Here is a 19965-nt window from a genome sequence, read left to right as displayed (position 1 = left end):
AACTGGTTATAATTAACAAAATTACGATGAAATATTCTAAGTTCATGAATTATCATAATAAAGAATATAATGGGAAGGGTTGTTTGTTATGTTGAACGATAATATAAATCTTGCTTTAGAATTATGTGAAAAAATTTCTAGAGCAAATGATAAATTTCGAAAAGTACAAGCAAGACAAATGTTTGAACAAAAATTAACCTCTCCTCAATTCGGCGTTCTCGAAATACTTTACAAATCCGGACCGTTATCCTTGAATAAAATCAGTAATGAAATGATGGTTACCGGAGCTAATATTACTTGTGTTGTTGATAATCTTGAAAAAGAAGGATTTGTAAAAAGAATTCATTCCAAAGAGGACCGGCGTGTGATTCTTGCCGACTTAACAGAGTCCGGAAGGAATAAAATAGAATCAATTTTACCTGAGTATCATAAAAATATTTCTATAATGGTTTCATCACTAAGTGAAAGTGAACAGAAAGAGATTATCATTTTGCTCGATAAGTTTTAATTTTAGTTTCTATTACAATTGAAAAACCAGCGCACACCACTCATCCATTGTATTTTTTTCGATCAGCTTAAATTGAAGGCGAGTATATTTTTCTACAATATCATTTTCATCAATTATTAGAAGTCCCGATAGAATTAGTACACCACTTTTTTTAATCTTAATTTTTAGTTCTTCAGCGATGTCTAGTAAAATATGTTTATTAATGTTCGCAGCAATTAAATCAAATTCTTTTTCTTCAACCTGCTGAATTTCAGCTAAACGAATTTCAACTTTCTCTTCAAGATTATTTGCTTTAACATTTTCTTTTCCATTAAGTAAACACCATTCATCATTATCTATACAAAGAGCAGAAGCTGCACCAAGCATAACAGTGCTGATACCTAAGACAGCTGTTCCTGATCCAACATCCAGCACTTTTTCTCCACCATGGATATATTTTTCAATCAGTTGAAGAACTAGCCGAGTAGTAGCATGTTCGCCGGTGCCAAAAGACATTTTAGGATCAATTGTAATAATGATTTGATCAGGTTTAGAAATATATTTCTTAAATGATGGTTTAATAACAATTTTTTCAGTTACTTCAATTACGCGCACATTTTTTTCGTATTCCTCGTTCCAGTTCTTGTCTTCAAGCGTTTCTTCACTGATATAAAAAGATTCAATAAGTCTCTCGGAAATCATCTCTTTTAAAATATTTCCAATATCATCACGGGTAATATTTTTTGAAGAGCTAGCAAAGGCTACAATTCCTTCATCTGTTTCGTTGATACCATCAATATCCAACTGCCATAATAATCCGCTGACTAATTCATTGTTAGGCGGTTCAGAAGTAATTAAAAATTTCTTGTAAGTTTTCATTGATTGCATTCTCAATTCATCTCGAAAATAATTTCGCATAATTTATCTTGAATCGAACGTGCTTGAGTTGATGTGCCGACAAAATTCTGGATTAATATTGAGAAGGCAATCATATGTCCATTCTTGCTTTCGAGATATCCTGAAAGATTGCTTACTCCGCTTAAACTTCCGGTTTTTCCATGAACACGTTTGAACACTTTACTATCTTTCATCCGATTCTTCAATGTTCCGTCTATGCCTGATATTGGAAATGAACTTAAAAATTTTGAGAAAAGATCAGGCTTCTTGAAATAATAATATTTTAGTATTTCAGTTAATAGTTCTGCAGAAAGAAGATTATAATTAGAAAGACCCGACCCGTCAACAAGTCTATAATTTTTTGGATTTAATCCTGCAAGAGTAATCAGACTATCGATAAACCGAATTCCTTTCGCGGCTGTCGCAGGTTTATTGGAAGAATTTAAAGCAAGTGCACGTAGGATCATTTCTGCGCTGAGGTTATCGCTCATTTTGTTTGTACTTATAATTACCGGTTCAATGTTACGTTCATAAGTAAATATTTTTTTTGCACCATCCGGCAGAGATTGTGTATCAACATTTCCTTTGAAAGAAATTCCATTTTGTTCAATATTCTCTTTCATCAGATTTAGGAAATAAAAAGTCGGATTAAAAACGTTTAGTGAAATCGTATCCTGTTTTGATGTTCTTGTAATATTTCCATTAACAAAAATTGTGTTGTTCCGGTTTATCCAATCTCTAGTTATTCTTATAGTTGTTTTCCCAGTATCAATTGTTAATGATGAATTGTTTAATTGAAAAAAAATTGTTTTGGGTATTATTTCGATGATAGTTTCTTTACCAATCTCACCAGGCTCATAAACAACTTGAACACTATTTTTATTTATGTTCAGAGGAGTAAGATAAGCGGCAAATGGTTCTGGATCATCATCCCACATCCAACCTTCTCCCCAGAATAAAGAATCCATTGCAGAAACATCGCTGTAAAGATTTCCTCTAATTTCTTTTATCCCGTAATGTTTGATTTCACTAACAAGAGAGTCCAAATCGCGTGAAGAAAAATCCGGATCGAAACCGCCAACAATATAAATATCACCGTTACAGATAGAATCTTTCACTTCTCCCGTGTAGTAAACAGAAGTTTTGAATTTATAATCCTCTCCAAGAAATAAATATCCGGCAGCGGTTGTTAATATTTTTTGATTTGATGCCGGACGAAGTAAAAGTTTTTCGTTGTGCTTGAATAAAGATTTTTTCTCAGTTAGATCGTAAACGGAAATTCCGGCTTGAGTAGTTTTTAAAAAATCAGTGTAGAGTAAGCTGTCAATTCTATTTTGAAAAGATTGGGGAGTAGGTTGAAACGAAGCGCACGATTGGAGTACGAACAAAAGTAAAATAAAGAGAAAGAGAATGATTTTTTTTTGCAAGTACATAAGATCTCAAATTAAATTAGAAATATTCTCTCTCACGGAAATCAACACCAACTTCTTCGGCAACAAACTTTTTAGCTGCTTCGGAATCCACTTCGCTAAGTCCAACAATAGAAAGTACAACATGAGTGTAGTTTTTTGCTTTTCTAGCAAAGTCCAACATCTCTTCATGCATGGTAGAATCAACGCGCATCAGCTTACCATATTGAACCGGATCAGTTGAGTTCAAACTGATTGAAACAGTATCAATCAATCCTTTAAGTTCTGATGTGATATCTCTCTTATTGATAAAATTTCCATGTCCATCTGTATTCATTCGAGTATTACCGCCAAATTCTTTTACATACTTTGCAACTTGCTTAACAACTTCCCATCTGATAGTTGGTTCTCCATATCCGCAAAAAACAATTTCTTTATACTTTTTCGGATCGCTGATTTCTTTAATATAAACTTCCGCTTTCGGTTCTTCCGATTTCGACATTTTTAAATTATAGCCGTTGATAACAGCTTCACCTTTACGATCGCAGAAAACACAATCTGCATTACACTGGTTAGTAACGTTAATGTAAAGCGCTTCTCCAATTTGATATGTAAAACTCAATTTGGGTTTTTCTCCAACACCAAAAAGTTTATGAGCATTGTACGATGTAGCTTTGCCGACATCTTCTGTTGTCAAGTGATGAACCTCCGCAATTTTTTCTGCGATCAATTTTATATATGCCGGTTCATTCCGTTCTCCGCGGTGAGGTACCGGCGTCATAAACGGTGAATCGGTTTCGAGTAATAAATTTTCTATTGCAACACGGCTTAAAACTTTGCGTACTTTTTCAGCATTCTTGAATGTAACAATTCCAGGAAAAGAAATATAATGATGCATCTCTATAAGTTCGCGTGCATCAGCAATTGATCCTGCGAAACAGTGATATTGCACCCGCAAGCCGGAGTCTTTGTATTTGCGTGCAATGTTCATTATATCTTCGTTAGCTTCCCGATTATGAACTATGATGGGTAGATTTAGTTTTAGTGCAAGTTGAATCTGAGATTCGAAAGCTTTGATTTGAATTTCGCGCGGAGAAAAATCATAATAGTAATCCAAACCGATTTCACCAATCGCAACGACTTTTTTATTCTTAGCAAGTGCTTCTAGTTTCTCTATTATTGAATCATCCCAATCTTTTGAATCGTGCGGATGAACACCGACGGAAGCATAAATATTATCATACATCATCGTAAGTTCGATTGCTTGGAGTGAAGTTGCAAGATCAGTTCCCGGGACAATCATATAATCAACACCGGCTTGAACAGCGCGTTCAATTACTTTATCAACCTCATCTTCGAAGTTTGGATAGAAAAGATGTGTGTGTGTGTCTGTGAACATAATTTTTTACCGAATTTAAATATTTGTCATTCTGAGTTTCGACGAAGCCTGCCTACCGCAGGCAGGTCGAGACGAAGAATCTAAATAAAGTAAACTGAGAGATCCTTCATCCCGATAAATCGGGATTCAGAATGACATCTACGATGTCACTTCTCCAATCACAATTCCGTTTTCATTTATCTTATTTGAAAGAGAAAAAGTTTTATCAACATCACTTTTATCCACGATTGCAATCAAACCAATTCCTAAATTAAATACCTCTCTCATTTCTTCATCTGTAACTTTTCCAATTTGTTGTATCAACTTAAAAATCGGTAGCACTTCCCAAACATTCCAATCAATTTTTAATTGTAAATTTTTTGGAACAACACGTTTTGTGTTTCCAATAATTCCTCCGCCGGTTATGTGTGAAAAAGCTTTCACAGAAATATTTTCCTTTAATTCCCAGATTAGTTTTAAATACGATCTATGAATTTTTAACAATTCTTCCCCGATGGAAAGTTCAAGTAGATCGTGTTTATCATTTACGGAAAATTTTTCTAACAGAATTTTTCTTGCCAATGAATAACCATTAGTATGCAGTCCGGTAGATTTATAACCAATTAATACATCACCTTTTTTCGCATTGTGTCCGTCAATAATTTTTTCACGTTCTACAAATCCAACAATCGTTCCCGACATATCATACTCGTTCTCATCATAAAGTCCGGGCATCTCTGCTGTTTCGCCACCGATCAAAGCAACATTATTTTCTTTACATGCAATTGAAAAACCTTTTATGATCTGTTCGGCTTTTTCAGGAAAGAGTTTTCCGAAGGCAAGGTAATCCATAAAATATTGTGGTTCGGCTCCGCATACTGCTATATCATTCACGCAGTGATTCACTAAATCTTGTCCAACAGTATCATGCTTATTCATTGCGAAAGCAACTTTTAATTTTGTGCCGACACCATCAACACTTGAAACAAGAACCGGATTTCTCCATTTGTTAAGATCAATTTCATAGAAAGCGCCGAAGTGTCCAATTCCGGAAAGAACATTTTTATTAAAAGTTGATTTTGCAAGCGATTTTATTTTTTCAACTGTTTCATCGCCAGCTTGAATATTAACACCGGCAGATTTGTAAGTAGGATCCAACACAACTCCAAAAAAAATCATTTCGATACAAAATATACGGAAAATCTTTTGCGAAACTTAAATGCACAGCTTTTTGTGACATAAATTCAATAATATAAAAGTTTAAGAAATGAAAAATTTCTTAATTTTTAATAACTTTGAACCCGCGAAAATTGAGTATGTTTGATTTACAATGGAAGAATATCTATTAAAAGATAGGGAAAAGGCGATTCTCCGGTTTGTTATCCATCAATTTATTCTAACAGCAAATCCGGTTGGATCACGTAATGTTTCTAAACGATACGATCTTGGGCTATCTCCCGCATCAATTAGAAATGTTATGGCTGATCTAGAAGAATTAGGATATCTAAATCATCCGCACACTTCAGCAGGCAGAGTTCCCACAGATAAAGGTTACCGTGTTTATGTTGATTCACTTATGGACCCTCCAAGACTTGAAGAAAAAGTAAAACAAATTATTGACGCTAATTTAGGTTCTGCAGCGTCTGAAACGGAAGATCTTCTAAAGATTACCTCAAGCATTTTAAGTGAATTGACAAATCAACTTGCTATGGTAACGTATCCCAAATTTGAACAGGCGGTTCTAGAAAAAATTCAAATTGTTCAACTTTCATCAACAAGGATTTTGGTGGTTGTAAGTGTTCAATCGGGATTAATAAAAACTATTACGCTTGAAATAGATGCAGAAGTAAAAGAAGAGCAGATAGTAATTGTTCAACAATTTTTAAATGAACGCCTCTCTGGGTTACGATTTTCAGAAATTAGAAATACTATTGAAGATAGAGTTAAAGATTTTAATTCAGAAGTTTACAGACCGATCATACGCGTTTTTCTGGATTCGGTTGATAAAATATTTACCGACTTAAGTAGTGAGAAAGCAATTATCTCCGGTACAAAAAATATTTTGATGCAGCCGGAGTTTGAAGACTCACAAAATTTTCAGAGTGTTATAGAACTAGTTGAAAATAGAGATATCATCATTCACATTCTCGATAAGAATAAATCCATACCATTAACAGATCTTACCATTACAATTGGCGAAGAGAATCGTGATGAAAAGTTATCTGAATACAGCATGATCACCAAAGAATATAAAATCGGCGATATGACAGGAACTCTTGGAATTATGGGACCGAAGAGAATGGATTATTCAAAAATTGTTGCCGCTGTAGTTTATATCGCTCAACAACTAACTCAAGAATTAACCAAACACAGATAGAAATTAATTTATGGAAGAGAAGGAATTGAATAAAGAACAAAATATACCGGAAGAGAACGAAAATAATATTCCCATCGAGAGAGAAGACTCTTCTGAACCTAAAATAGAAAATCAGCAAACTGAACTTGCATTAAAAATTTCAGAACTGGAATCGGCAATTCAAAAAATTGTAGAGCAGGAAAAACAAAATTTGGAATTGAAGGATACTCTGCTTCGAAAAGTTGCTGAGTTTGAAAACTATAAAAGACGCAATGAAAACGATCAACTAAATATTTTGAAATATGCGGCAGAGTCTTTCATCCGCAATATTTTACAGGTTTATGATGACCTCGAGCGATCACTATTACACATAGATGAAGCTAATAACTTTGATTCAACAAAAAAAGGATTGATGTTAGTCTTTGAAAAATTTGGAAAAATTTTAGAAAATCAAGGAGTGAAAAGAATAGATGCAAAAGGTAAACCGTTTGACGTTCATCTTCACGAGGCTTTAATGCAGCAACCGGCAGAAGGAGTTGCTCCTCATACAGTACTGGATGTTCTTGAACCGGGTTACATGTATAAAGATCGAGTCTTAAGACATGCGAAAGTAATTGTGAGTTCGGAAACTGCTTCCAATGAAGAAATGAATTCCGAAAAACAATCAGATGATAATCAAGAAGGGTAAGTAAAGAATGGCAAAGAGAGATTATTACGAAATCTTAGGTGTTGGTAAGAGTGCGTCTCAAGATGAAATTAAAAAAGCTTATAGAAAACTTGCTATGCAATTTCATCCGGATCGCAATCCCGGAAATAAAGAATCAGAAGAAAATTTTAAAGAAGCAGCAGAAGCTTACGAAGTTCTAAGCAATGATGAGAAACGTACAAAGTATGATCGTTTTGGTCACAGCGGATTACGAGGCGGGCAAGATTTTCACAGTTACACAAATGTGAATGATATCTTCTCACACTTCTCGGATATTTTTGGCGGAGCTTTCGGCGGTTCATCTATCTTTGATGATTTCTTTGGCGGTTCTTCGCAACAGAGATCGCGTCAGCGTTCTTCGGGGCAGCCCGGCTCTGATTTAAAAATCACTCTTAAATTAACACTCGAAGAAATTGCTGCAGGCACTACAAAAAAAGTTAAGATCAAAAAATATAATAAGTGTACAACATGTAACGGTACAGGTGCAAAAAGTTCTTCGGCATTCAAAACATGTTCGGTCTGCAACGGTACCGGAGAAGTTCGTCAAGTATCAAGATCAATATTCGGTCAGTTCGTTAACATAGCCCCGTGCAACAATTGCGGCGGTACGGGAAAAATAATTTCAGAACCATGCTCTACTTGTTCCGGAGACGGAAGAGTTCAAGATGAATCTACAATTAAGATAAATGTCCCGGCAGGTGTGTTCGATGGAAATTACATGACGTTACGCAGTGAAGGAAATGCCGGAAAAAACGGCGGACCTGCGGGCGACATAATTGTAATTTTCGAAGAGTTACATCATGAATTTTTTGCCCGCGATGGTGATAACGTAATTTATGAATTGTTCATAAGTTTTCCGGAAGCAGTGTTAGGAACTGAAGTTGAAGTACCGACATTAAATGGAAGAGCTAAATTAAAAATCGAGCCCGGGACTTTGCCAGGAAAATTTCTAAAGATGCGGGAAAAAGGAATTCAACATCTTAACAGTCATGGTGCAGGTGATCAATTGGTAAAGATCAACATTCACGTTCCTAAAAATGTTACTGCAAAAGAAAAAGAAATGTTGAAAGAACTTCAGAAGCTGCCTAACATAAAAATTAGCGGTCAGCAGTAAAAAATATCTCCTATTTTTCTTTATTCAGCCAATTAATTAAACGGGGGGTTGATGAAAGCATTAGAGAAGATTTCAAAGAAATTCGGTTTTACCCGCACAGAAACAAACGTAATTATTTTCATCTTGTCTGCTTGTTTAATCGGTCTTGCTGTAAACATTTTTAAAAACATCAAAAATGATCAACTTTATCTTGAGTTTGATTATAAAAAGCAAGACAGTCTTTTCAATGCTGTTTCGAATGAACCATTAAATGGCGATTCAATTAAGAATAAAGAAGAAAAAAAGATTGATTCTCACCGTGAACTTTTGGATTTTACTAAAGAGAAATTAACTAATCCTAAAGCTGGAAAATCAACTTCATCATCGAAGATTATAAATATCAATACCGCGACAATTTCGGAATTGAGTTCATTACCCGGCATAGGCGAAAAAACAGCAAAAGGAATAATTGAGTATCGCGAGAAACACGGTAGAATTAAGAATATAAGCGAACTATTAAAAGTAAAAGGAATCGGTAAAGCAAAGCTGAGCAAGATCAAAGACAGAATATCAATCGAATAGTTTTGCGGGATTAATAATTTTAAAAGAAAAAGAGATCAATGTTTAATAATCATGCAGGAATAAATTTAACGGAATCAAAACTGCAGCTTGTTGAAATCTGCTATAAAGAGGATTCATTTTTTTTAGAGAACGTTGAACAGGCGGTTCACTTCGAAAGTTTAACTCCCGATCTGAACGAAAGCAAGATTATTACGATTTTGAATGAATCATATATTAAGATTACAAAGAAAAAAAAATTAAGTTCAAAAAATATATCATTTGCACTCCCGAATAATTTTTTCAAAATTTTTGAAATCCCCTACGAAGAATCGCTTGTAAAAAAAGATTTGAACGAACACTTCCGTTGGGAAATATCCGTACTCTTTCCCCAATGCGATAAAGACAATTTTTATATTCAGCACGTCGAAGTTGATAAAAGTACGATTCGTACTGAAAAAAGAGCAATCATTTTTGCAATTGATAAGAACTTAATAACTGCCATCAATAAATTTTGTATTCAAAATTCTCTCGAACTAAAATATATTGATAACGTTCATCTTGCATCGAACGCTTTTTTATATTTAGATAAACCTAAAACTGCAAATGAAATTTCTCTCAGTATTTATATTGATTCGAAATATTCTTCCTTATCAGCATTAGACGGAGTGTTTCCGTTCTATTTTAAGGTTTTGGATCCCGAAGCACCGAATATGTTCGATGAATTAACATCAGCAGTAAATAAATTGAATGAGTTCAATTTATCATTGGGTGATTTCAAAAAAATACTGCTTTACGGACAAGATGTGACCGGAGAGTTTGAGAGCAAACTAAAAAATTTCTTTGGCCTTCCGCTGCATAAAGTTAATCCGTTTGAAAGATTAAAAGCGGAAGAAAGTTTGCTAAACAATCCGCTCTATAAATTCAAAAACAATTCATTCACCGCCGCTACGGGCATAGCAATTAGAATTGTCTGATGAGAATCATAGCCGGCAAGTTCAAAGGAAGAACAATTAAATTCCCAAATTCAAAATTGGTTCGTCCTACAACTGATAAGATAAAAGAATCAATATTTAATTATTTAGTTCACTCAATAGATTTTGACGGAATTAAAGTTTGCGATATCTACGCCGGATCAGGTTCGCTTGGATTAGAAGCATTAAGCCGCGGTGCTGAGGTTGTCCATTTTGTTGAAAAGGATTTTCATGTTTCTAAAATGCTGAATGAAAATATTGATTCTCTTGATGCGGGTGATTCATGTAAAATATTTCGGATGGATGCAGTTCGGTTTTCAAAAATAACTGATCACGAACAATATGATCTGATACTTGCCGATCCGCCGTTTTTTAAGAACGATATTTATTCTGTGGTTAAAAATATTTTAGAAAAAAAATTTCTTAATGAAGATGGATTAATGATTGTAGAAAGATCGGTTCAAACTAAGAAAGAGGATCAAGAAGCTTTTAATATTGAACCGTTCAAACGATTGGGCGATAGTTTGATCTATCAATTCTGTTAATGCAAAATTACTTATATCAAATGATTTTTTATTGAATCTAAAGAATTATATTTTATCAACAACAAAATCAGAGAATTATCATGGCTAAAGTAATTTATCCCGGAACATTCGACCCCGTAACCAATGGTCATATTGATATTGTTAGTCGTGCTGTAGAACTGTTTGATCAGGTAATTGTAACAGTAGCCAAGAATCCCGGCAAGACAGTTCTCTTTACTGTTGACGAACGAGTAGAAATGCTGAAGGAAAGTTTTAAGGATTTGAAAAAAGTTGTTGTTGATTCATTTGACGGTTTGGTTGTTGATCATGCAAGAAAATTAAATGCCATAGGAATTATTCGCGGACTTCGTGCTATAAGTGATTTCGAATATGAATTCCAAATGGCATTGATGAACCGTAAACTTGCCGGAGAGATTACAACAATTCTTTTGATGCCGCATGCAAAATATACTTATCTAAATTCAACAATAGTGCGTAACCTTGCACAATTTCACGGCGATATTTCCGAATTCGTTCCGCCGATTGTTGTCGAAAAACTTAAATTGAAATTTCCGCATAAATAATAAGTCCAACTTACTTTGGGACTTTTTTTCTTAATATATTCTTTTGTCACTTAATCAACACAAATTTTTTGGTGTCAACAAAACTCCCAGTACGTAACTGATAAAAATAAGTTCCGCTTGGTAGAGACGTTGCGTGCAACGTCTCTACATATTTACATATTGGTTTTCCGGATGTATTGTAATCTGGTCTGCACTTTTTACAATTGGTAATTTTCTGTACGGAAGAATTAATTATGCATTAATACTTCTTGCAGTTTTTATTGTTAGCGGAATAATATTAATAAGAGCAGTAAACAAACTCTGGACGAACGGGAAACAGTTAAGCTCTTAATTATTTTATTTGTTTGTTTTTGCATTCCAAACAAATAAGACCAACAAGCAAGATAAAATAGAGGAACCAATCCAGAAAAGATTTATAAGTGTGAAATCATAAGTGCTGATTCCATTAACAACAATTTTGTTATGTCCCATCAAATACCCGCTGACAATGTCCTGAATACCGGCACCTACATAACTGGCAACGCCCATTAATCCCATTACTGCACCAGATGCTTTTTTCGGTGAGATATCAATTGCCATCAATCCGCCCAGGTAACAGACCAGCACGCCGATCGACAATCCGAAAAAAACCATACTGACAATATCAATCCACGGATGGCTTTTAGGATTTAATAAAAAAACTGTTAAAGCTGCTGCATTCAAAATTCCAAAAATCAATGCCGGAATATTTCTTCTTGCCTTAAATAATTTATCTGAAATCAAACCGGAAGACATTGTACCAACCAAACCGAAAATAGAACTGACGGAGATAATAGAACTTGCTTCTAAAGAGGAATAACTTTTTTGTGTTTGAAGAAACAACATTCCCCAGCTGTTAATTGAATACCGCACAACATAAATGAACAAACTTGATAAAGCTAAAATCCAGATCGCCGGATTTTTCAATAATCCAAACTGAAGTGAAGTAACGGAATTTTCTTTTGTAGGTTTTTCTTCGTAGTCATTTTTATATTCAGCTATCGGCATTAATCCTTTGCTTTCGGGGGTGTCATGGAAAAATTTAAATACCAGGAAAGCTCCAAATAATCCAATAATTCCGGAACTCCAAAAACCAAATCTCCAACCTGCCGCCGTAACTATTAAGGATGTAACAATAAATGTAAATACTTCTCCTATGCTCAAGCCCGAACTACCTAATCCGTAATATGTTCCTCTTTCTTTTTTGCTGAACCATCTAACTAAACCAACCACACTTGTAGTAGAACCAATTGATTGGAACCACCCGTTGATACCCCATAAAATTATAAAGATAAAAAACAATGATTGAAAGCCAAGAATTAGGTTAACAATTGCGGAGACAAATAATCCTATTGCCATGAAACGCCGTATGTTAATGTGATCAGCAATAAATCCATTCACTAATTTTCCCGCTGCATAAGAAAAAAACAATGCTGAACCTATTATGCCGAGTTGAGTTTCCGTCAAAAGACCTTCATCAATAATCGGTTTTTTTATGACGTTGATACTCAGACGACAGATGTAATAAATTGAATACCCTATTGTTGAAGATAAAAAAACTGACCAGCGATATTTTTTATAGTTTTTATCAATTTTTGTTTTGCCAGTTTCTCTGGGTATTGGCAAATCGGGCTGAAAGAAGTTGATTAATTTCTTAATCATAATAATCCAGGTTATTATTTATTGTGATGTTGAACTTTCAAATAAGAAGACGTTATAACTTTTAGTATTTCAAAATTTTTCATCTTTTATGAAAGTAAAATGTAACTAAAAAATAAATTTTCAAAAGTCGCTGGACAAATTAGTAGGCACTCGCCGTAGACGCAAATGAATTTTCAATTATTTAGCCAGAAATTTGTTCGATAAACAAAAATTGCATTTGAGACGCTGTGTTTCTAAATTAACCGCCTAAAATTTTACTATTTCTAAAGCGGAGGTTGTTTTTATGCCGATGATGGCACGGATGAGAAGTTTAGCTCCTTGGTTTATGCTTACGGTAGGTGGTATTTTTGTTCTATTCATGGTTCTATCTGATTCAAAAGTTACAGATTTTTTGCGTTCATCAAAGCAAAATGTAGGCTCTGTTGATGGTGAGGATATTACTTATCAAGAATATTCCGCTACGGTAGATAATTTTAAAAAACAACAAGAACAAGGCGGCCAAACCATTGATGAATCTCAAATGGATTATTTTAGAGATCAGGTTTGGGATAGACTTGTAACTCTGAAATTAATAAATAAAAAAGTTCAGGAATTTGGAATTGTCGTTACTGATAATGAAGTTAGAGAAACGCTTCTTGGTCCAAATCCACCTGCTCAACTCAGACAACAATTTACCGATTCTACAGGTAACTTTAATCGTCAACTTTATGAGACAGCGTTAAGAGATCCCCGTAATAAACAAATTGTAATTACTGTTGAAGAACAGATCAAAGAACAATTGATCCAGCAAAAATTACAAAATTATGTTTCCGCTTCTGTTTTTGTAAGTGATGGGGAAGCTAAAGATCAATTCATCAAACAGAATATTAAAATGAAAGCTAATTATGTTTGGATTGATCTAAATGCAATACCGGATACTGATGTTAAAGTAAGCGATGATGAATTGAAAAAATATTATGATGAGCATGCAGAAGATTTTAAACAAGTAGCCGAAAGAAAAATAAAATATGTTCTATTCAATAAACTTGCTTCTAAAGATGATTCTTTAAGTATCAAAAAAAATCTCGAATCAATCGTTACTAAACTAAAGAACGACACTGCATCATTTAAGAAATATGTTGAGCTCTATTCCGAACGGCCATACTCAAAAGATACAGTTCAACTTTCAACTCTTGTACCGCAAGTAAGAGATGTTTTGGTAAAAGCTAAAACGGGTTCTGTTCTTGGTCCCTATAATACATTTGAAGGTTATGTTGTTTACAAAGTTATTGGTAAAGTGAAATCGAAGAAAGAACAAGTTAGGGCTTCGCATATTTTAATTAAAACAACCGGAAATGATAAAGCCGATCTTCAAAAAGCAAATGATATTTATAATCAGTTAATGAAAGGTGCGGACTTTGCAACAGTTGCTAAAGAAAAATCAGATGACGGAAGTAAGTTTCAAGGCGGAGATCTTGGATGGTTTGGACGGGGTCAAATGGTTAAACCGTTTGAAGACGCTTCATTCAACGGCAAGATTGGTGTAATTCAAAAACCAATTAAATCTCAGTTCGGTTATCATATTATAAAAGTAATTGATCGTTCTAACGAAGATTTGGTTTTGGAAAAGATCGTAAACAAAATTCAAATTTCAGCTTCAACCTCTGATAAACTTTATACAGATGCTCAAGATTTTGCATTCATAGCTAAGAAAGACGGATTTGAATCCGAAGCAAAGTTAATGAAGTATAGCGTTATTGAAACTCCGTCATTCAATGAAGAATCACAAGCTTTGCCTGGTATAGGAGTTAATCAAGCGCTTGTTAAATTTGCTTTTGAAAACAGTGTCGGTGAGATAAGCGATGTTTTCAGAGTTCAAGCAGGATATGTTGCAGCTATGGTTTCCGATGTTATAAAACCCGGATTGAAAAAGTTTGATGATGTAAAAGCACAAATCAAAAATTTGGTCTTAAAAGAAAAGAAACTTGAAAAATCATTATCAGTCGCTAAAGACATTCGTTTAAAAATGAGTGATGTAGGAGATGCGTCAGTTGCAAAATCAATTTGGGCAGCGGCTAAAGTTGATACAACTGCAGAATTTACATCTGTCGGAAATATTCCCGGAATCGGTCGTGAATTTGCATTCTCTGATTATTCATTAGAAGCTGAATTGAATAAATGGTCTCAACCAGTTAAAGGCAGTCTAGGTTCGTATCTGATCAAAGTAAATTATAGAGTTAAATTTGATCAGGGAACATTTGAGATCGAAAAACCAACGATCAAGAAACAAATGCTTCAGACTAAGAAGAGCAGTTATTTTGGGCAGTGGGTTCAGGACTTAAAGAAAGAATCGAAAATTGTTGATAATAGATATCACTTCTACAGATAAAAATTAAAAGCCGTGACTTAGTTCACGGCTTTTTTTTACACTTTAAATTCAATCCGTAATTTCTGAATTTCCCTTTAGTTTTATGACAAAATTGATAAAAATATTATTTCTCATTTCCATTCTACCGATCATTTCTTCCGCACAGGCAAACGGAAAAGATTTTGGAATTTCATTTAATCTAAATTATACAACTACTTCCCAACTTTTTTTACAGCCTGATTCTCCCGATCTGATATTGAGAGGAGTACATCAGACTCTTGATGATATTTATAGTTATTCTATAGATGTCCGCTATCAAATTTCAGAATCTATTATTCTTGGTTTAGGTTCGGAATCAATAAAAAAAACTTTCGATAACAGTATTAATCTTGGCGGAATTAGAGCATCAATGAAAGATGGTTATAAAATGATTCCGATTGAATTATCGGTATATTATTTAATTCCATTTTCAACTGAACGATTTAAATTTTATATGGGCGGAGGTTTTGGGTTATATATCGGCGAACAGATTCGTGAATTGGGAGATGTGTCTATTTCAAACGAAAGTAAAAAAATCGGCTATGGAATTCAGGTGTCTGTCGGAATGGATTATTTAGTTAATCAGTTCTTATCAGTCCGGACACAGATGCGGTTTCGAGATCCGGAGTTTGGAATGGAAAGTAAATATTCCGGCACAACAGTTAACTATAATGGAAGATCATTTATTTTACCGGCAGAAAAGTTTACTTCAAAAGTTAATATTGATGGAATTACATTTGCTATAGGCGCTGTAATCAATTTATAGTTATCTGTTCTATCCTCTCCTAAAACATTCTTTAAAATTATCCATCCGTATTCTTTATATTATATATCAAATGTTAGTAATTAACAATTTATATGAACGAAAAGAGAATTTATCTTACCGGATTTATGACGAGCGGGAAAAGTACGCTTGGTCCCATTCTTGCAAATGTACTTGGCATGGAGTTTTTTGATCTAGATAAGGAAATTGAAGAAAAAGAAAAACAGACAATAGTTGAGATCTTTGAAAAGGAAGGGGAATCATACTTCCGCGAGGTTGAACACGGAATTTTGGAAGATCTTTCAAAAAAAGATTGTGTTGTAATTTCACTTGGCGGCGGTACAATGACAAATAAAATTAATTTTGATCTTTTGCAATCTACAGGAAAGATTATTTACTTAAAAGTATCAGCAAATACTTTATATAAAAGATTGAAAAATAAAATTGATCGCCCATTGTTTAGAGATCTTGTATTGGGCGAAAAATCCGAAGAAGATTTTCTGGAAAAGATAAAAGAACTCTTGGAAAAGAGAAGAGAATATTATGAAAAAGCCGATCTTATCATTGAAACAGATATGCAGCCGATCGGAAGAACAGTTGATAAAACCGCAAATAAAATAATGGCTCTCTTTAATGAAAAAAGTTGAAGTTAATATACCCGGCAAAGAATATTCCGTCTTGATTGAACAGCATTTATTCGACCGGTTGGAAAAAATTATTCTATCAAAGAAATCGAATAAGAATTTATTCATTGTAATAGACCGGAAAGTTCTGGAGTTACACAGGACCAAAATAATCCGATTCGTTTCAAATTTCCCCGGGAAGTACTTCATCCATGAATTTATATCTGATGAATCTAATAAAAGTTTTTCGTCTGCCGATAAAATGTATAGCGATTTAATATCACAAAAATTTGGGCGCGATACTCTTATGCTTTCTATTGGCGGCGGAATAACGGGTGATATTGCCGGTTTTGTTGCTTCAACATTTGCAAGAGGAATTCAGTTCATACAAATTCCTACAACCCTTCTTGCCGCTGTTGATAGTTCTATCGGTGGTAAAACCGGGATTAATTTTAGCGACACAAAAAATATTATAGGAACGTTTTATCAGCCCGAAATTGTTTTAATTGATACTGGATTTTTGAAAACCCTACCGGAAGAAGAGATCATTTGCGGAATCGGGGAGATATTAAAATATGCTTTTTTAATAGATCAGAAATTTTTTGTTGCAATGAGAAATAATTTATTTAAGCTGATCAAACTTGATTCCTCATTCACATCAAAAATTATTGAATCGTGTATCGCATTTAAGGGAGATATTGTTGCTGCCGATGAAAGAGAGGGCAGCTTACGAAAGATTTTAAATCTAGGTCATACATTTGCCCATGCCATTGAGATTGAACAAAATTACCGGATCAAACACGGACAAGCTGTTATAGTCGGGTTAGTTTGCGCGTTAGATCTTTCCCGGAGAATGGAGATCTTAGATAAAAAACTATTTGAAGAATATTTACAGCTTCCTCTTTTATTGAGAAATTATATTTCAATAAATAATTTTGATACAGATCATATTTATGAAATTATGAAACGTGATAAAAAAAGTCTCAATAATAAAATTAAATTTGTTTTGGTAAATTCGATCGGAGAAATTTTAGTTGACGTTGAAGCTGAAGAAAGTGAAGTGCTTCAATCAATTCAACAGGGAATCGGTTATTTCAAAAAGTAGCATAATCTTCCTATGTGTATAAATAAATTAAAAGAAATAAAATTCCTTTCTTCATTTCTACTGCCTCTCATATTCTTGTTAATTACATTCCAAAGCATTACTGCTCAAACTGAAAGAGAAACTCGTGCCGTTTGGGTTGCAACAAATTTCAGATTGGATTGGCCTCCTCCTACTTTCGACCAGGAAAAACAAAAACAAGCTCTCATGGAGATCCTCGATGATATCAAATCGAAAAATCTCAACACAGTTTTTTTCCAAGCCGGTTTTAACGGAACTGTTTTGTTCCAGTCGTCATTTGACCCTTACTCTCCATACATAACCGGCGAAGTTGATCAGGAGGGAACTTACGATCCTCTTCAGTTCGCAATCGAGCAGGCGCATAAACGCGGACTGGAAATTCATGCTTGGATCAATTGCATAAAATGTTTCAGCGGAACTGAATTAAATATTTTGAATAATCCAAATCATATTTCTAAACGTAAACCGGAGTGGGTTATTGGAGACGTACGTGACGGACAAAAATCTTATTGGCTCGATCCCGGACTTCCCGAAGTTCGCGAATATCTTTCTGATATGATCGCAGAAATGGTTGAGAAATATGATGTGGACGGAGTTCACCTTGATTTCATCCGTTATCCGGGGAAAAATTTTGAAGATGAGTTTTCTTACAGTGTTCACGGAACAGGATTATCGCGCGATGAATATAGAAGAAAAAACATAACCAATCTTGTTGAACTTATTAATAAAAAAATCAAAGCAGTAAAACATTTTGTAAAACTTGGTGTAGCGCCGATCGGAATTTTTAAAAATGAAAATGGAATAGCTGGCTGGGAAGGCTATTCGGAAGTTTATCAAGATTCCCGTGAATGGCTTAAACGCGGATTGGTTGATTATTTAGCACCGCAAATCTATTGGGGATTCGATGATAATCCGCGCTTCGGATTAGTTGCAAAAGAATGGACTGAAAATTCTTTTGGCAGAAGCATCATACTTGGAATTGGAGCATACAAACCAAACGTAAAATCTGAAATTAATGCAATGATACAATACGCCCGCACGATCAATGCCGGCGGTGTAGCATTTTTCCGTTATCAAAATATTAAGGATGTTGAATTCGATTCGTTTCAGTACAAAACTTATCCCGCTGCTATGACGTGGCTTGATGGAATATATCCGGATCCGCCAACAGAATTGAATTTCAAAAAAAGCGAAACAAATAAAAATTTATTTTCTCTAAGCTGGAATTTTCAATTAATGAAATCTCAAAGCGATAGCGTCCGCTATTTTGCTTTGTACAGTCTGCCAAATTCTAATTCAGAACTTCTACCGGATTATCTGTTCGATGTTATTCCGGCTGATAGAACATCTGTTACACTTGCAATAGATAGACCGCGACGAGTTAATTATTACTACACGTTAAAATCGGTTAGTAAATTATGGAATGAGAGTATTGAATCATCCAACGTAATAGAAATAAAATTTCCGGAGTTAAATTCGCTTGCTCAACTTGATGATACTCTGGCAAAACCGGTATTACTTAAAGATCAATACGGTAACTCAAAGATTCTTCTCTTCACAAAAGAAAAAGAAAAAATTGAAATCTTTGGAACGAAAGGAAAAGAGAATGAAATTATTTTAGCTGAAAATGTTTTACCCGGTAAAAATATTTTATCGCTCAGGAAAAATTTGTCCGGCTACCAATCATTAAAAATAAATTTTAGATCATCCAATAGAGAAGTTGAGTTGAAGTTGTAAAATTAAATCGGTTATATATAATTAATCGGGAACATTAAAAATCATTGATTAGTTTAACCACTAACTAATAGATCAAATCAAATGTCGAAGAACAAAACTCAATTGTCGAAAAAACAATCCAGAAAAAATTTATGGATGCAGATTACCGTTGTCGTTGTATTAATATCATTTATTGCATATTTCATCTTATCGAACGTACTAGTTAATAATGAATCTAAAAATAATGATCTGGAAAAAGCAGTGGGCAAAAATACAGCATACTCATTTGTAAAAGAAGGTGATCTTTCATTCACAAATCCCAACGGTGATTCAATCGCTCAGATAGAAATTGAAATTGCAGATGATGAACAGCAAAGACAAACAGGATTAATGTTCCGCGATAAGATGGGTGAGAATCAAGGGATGTTATTTATTTTTGACAGTGAGGCACCGCAAGCATTTTGGATGCATAATACAGTTCTTCCGCTCGATATTATTTATGTTAATTCAAAGATGGAAATTGTTCACATCGCAAAAAACGCTAAACCGTATGATGACAAATCACTTCCTTCCGTTAAGCCTGCTCAATATGTTGTAGAAGTTAATGCCGGATACTGTGATAAAATTGGAATTAAAGATGGGGACAAAATTGTGTGGAGAAGAAATTGATTTTAATGTGAAAGGTGAAAAAATAGAAGCTAGAATTTC

At 34.2% G+C, this 19965-nt stretch carries 20 protein-coding genes; 15 read left to right on the top strand and 5 right to left on the bottom strand.

Translation table 11 applies throughout. The features are described 5' to 3' along the window. Positions 1 to 88 precede the first annotated feature (88 nt). Positions 89 to 508 (top strand): MarR family transcriptional regulator, encoded by a 420-nt coding sequence (locus NTZ27_08080; protein ID MCX6174690.1) that lies wholly within the window; start codon positions 89 to 91, stop codon positions 506 to 508. Positions 509 to 520: 12 nt separating this feature from the next. Here NTZ27_08080 and prmA read toward each other — a convergent pair whose 3' ends face one another. From prmA to purM, 4 genes are all read right to left on the bottom strand, one after another. After that, positions 521 to 1366: a 50S ribosomal protein L11 methyltransferase gene (gene prmA, locus NTZ27_08075; GenBank protein MCX6174689.1), complete on the bottom strand. Its 846-nt coding sequence runs from the start codon at positions 1364 to 1366 to the stop codon at positions 521 to 523. Between the two features lie 11 nt (positions 1367 to 1377). Beyond that, the gene (gene dacB, locus NTZ27_08070) at positions 1378 to 2817 is read right to left on the bottom strand and encodes a D-alanyl-D-alanine carboxypeptidase/D-alanyl-D-alanine-endopeptidase (protein MCX6174688.1); all 1440 of its coding nucleotides are present in this window, start codon (positions 2815 to 2817) and stop codon (positions 1378 to 1380) included. A gap of 16 nt (positions 2818 to 2833) precedes the next feature. Then, on the bottom strand, positions 2834 to 4192 hold the full coding sequence (locus NTZ27_08065) for a YchF/TatD family DNA exonuclease (protein MCX6174687.1): 1359 nt from the start codon (positions 4190 to 4192) through the stop codon (positions 2834 to 2836). A gap of 138 nt (positions 4193 to 4330) precedes the next feature. Beyond that, complete coding sequence (purM, locus tag NTZ27_08060; GenBank protein ID MCX6174686.1) at positions 4331 to 5329, bottom strand: phosphoribosylformylglycinamidine cyclo-ligase; 999 nt, start codon at positions 5327 to 5329, stop codon at positions 4331 to 4333. Positions 5330 to 5501: 172 nt separating this feature from the next. Between purM and hrcA the strand changes: the two genes are divergently transcribed. From hrcA to NTZ27_08020, 8 genes are all read left to right on the top strand, one after another. Then, a complete protein-coding gene (gene hrcA, locus NTZ27_08055) occupies positions 5502 to 6548 on the top strand; it encodes a heat-inducible transcriptional repressor HrcA (protein ID MCX6174685.1) in 1047 nt (348 codons plus the stop codon). Between the two features lie 25 nt (positions 6549 to 6573). After that, positions 6574 to 7215: a nucleotide exchange factor GrpE gene (locus NTZ27_08050; GenBank protein ID MCX6174684.1), complete on the top strand. Its 642-nt coding sequence runs from the start codon at positions 6574 to 6576 to the stop codon at positions 7213 to 7215. Positions 7216 to 7222: 7 nt separating this feature from the next. Next, positions 7223 to 8347 (top strand): molecular chaperone DnaJ, encoded by a 1125-nt coding sequence (gene dnaJ, locus NTZ27_08045; GenBank protein ID MCX6174683.1) that lies wholly within the window; start codon positions 7223 to 7225, stop codon positions 8345 to 8347. A gap of 51 nt (positions 8348 to 8398) precedes the next feature. Further along, entirely contained in the window at positions 8399 to 8908 is a 510-nt protein-coding gene (locus NTZ27_08040; GenBank protein MCX6174682.1) for a helix-hairpin-helix domain-containing protein, read from the top strand. A 38-nt stretch (positions 8909 to 8946) separates the two neighbouring features. After that, positions 8947 to 9861, top strand: a complete 915-nt coding sequence (locus NTZ27_08035; protein ID MCX6174681.1) for a hypothetical protein — start codon at positions 8947 to 8949, stop codon at positions 9859 to 9861. Beyond that, positions 9861 to 10403: a 16S rRNA (guanine(966)-N(2))-methyltransferase RsmD gene (gene rsmD / locus NTZ27_08030; GenBank protein ID MCX6174680.1), complete on the top strand. Its 543-nt coding sequence runs from the start codon at positions 9861 to 9863 to the stop codon at positions 10401 to 10403. The genes NTZ27_08035 and rsmD overlap by 1 nt, the downstream gene beginning before the upstream one ends. Before the next feature lie 80 nt (positions 10404 to 10483). Further along, positions 10484 to 10966: a pantetheine-phosphate adenylyltransferase gene (gene coaD, locus NTZ27_08025; GenBank protein ID MCX6174679.1), complete on the top strand. Its 483-nt coding sequence runs from the start codon at positions 10484 to 10486 to the stop codon at positions 10964 to 10966. Positions 10967 to 11099: 133 nt separating this feature from the next. Next, positions 11100 to 11297: a hypothetical protein gene (locus NTZ27_08020; protein MCX6174678.1), complete on the top strand. Its 198-nt coding sequence runs from the start codon at positions 11100 to 11102 to the stop codon at positions 11295 to 11297. 5 nt (positions 11298 to 11302) lie between these two features. On the opposite strand, the gene NTZ27_08015 is transcribed toward NTZ27_08020, so the two are convergent. Next, positions 11303 to 12646 (bottom strand): MFS transporter, encoded by a 1344-nt coding sequence (locus NTZ27_08015; protein MCX6174677.1) that lies wholly within the window; start codon positions 12644 to 12646, stop codon positions 11303 to 11305. Between the two features lie 283 nt (positions 12647 to 12929). Here NTZ27_08015 and NTZ27_08010 point away from each other — a divergent pair, with 283 nt between their 5' ends. The 6 genes from NTZ27_08010 to NTZ27_07985 all read left to right on the top strand — a co-directional run bounded on the left by NTZ27_08010 (position 12930) and on the right by NTZ27_07985 (position 19926). After that, positions 12930 to 15014 (top strand): peptidylprolyl isomerase, encoded by a 2085-nt coding sequence (locus NTZ27_08010; protein ID MCX6174676.1) that lies wholly within the window; start codon positions 12930 to 12932, stop codon positions 15012 to 15014. 82 nt (positions 15015 to 15096) lie between these two features. Beyond that, positions 15097 to 15798, top strand: a complete 702-nt coding sequence (locus NTZ27_08005) for a hypothetical protein (GenBank protein MCX6174675.1) — start codon at positions 15097 to 15099, stop codon at positions 15796 to 15798. A 92-nt stretch (positions 15799 to 15890) separates the two neighbouring features. Beyond that, on the top strand, positions 15891 to 16442 hold the full coding sequence (locus NTZ27_08000) for a shikimate kinase (protein MCX6174674.1): 552 nt from the start codon (positions 15891 to 15893) through the stop codon (positions 16440 to 16442). Further along, a complete protein-coding gene (gene aroB, locus NTZ27_07995; GenBank protein MCX6174673.1) occupies positions 16429 to 17523 on the top strand; it encodes a 3-dehydroquinate synthase in 1095 nt (364 codons plus the stop codon). The genes NTZ27_08000 and aroB overlap by 14 nt, the downstream gene beginning before the upstream one ends. A 12-nt stretch (positions 17524 to 17535) precedes the next feature. Next, positions 17536 to 19278 (top strand): family 10 glycosylhydrolase, encoded by a 1743-nt coding sequence (locus NTZ27_07990; GenBank protein ID MCX6174672.1) that lies wholly within the window; start codon positions 17536 to 17538, stop codon positions 19276 to 19278. Positions 19279 to 19359: 81 nt separating this feature from the next. Further along, positions 19360 to 19926 (top strand): DUF192 domain-containing protein, encoded by a 567-nt coding sequence (locus tag NTZ27_07985; GenBank protein ID MCX6174671.1) that lies wholly within the window; start codon positions 19360 to 19362, stop codon positions 19924 to 19926. The last annotated feature ends 39 nt before the right edge of the window (positions 19927 to 19965 follow it).

The organism is Ignavibacteriales bacterium, from assembly GCA_026390775.1.
Classification (GTDB): Bacteria; Bacteroidota; Ignavibacteria; order Ignavibacteriales; family Melioribacteraceae; genus Fen-1258.
This window is presented reverse-complemented; position numbering and strand designations above follow the sequence as displayed.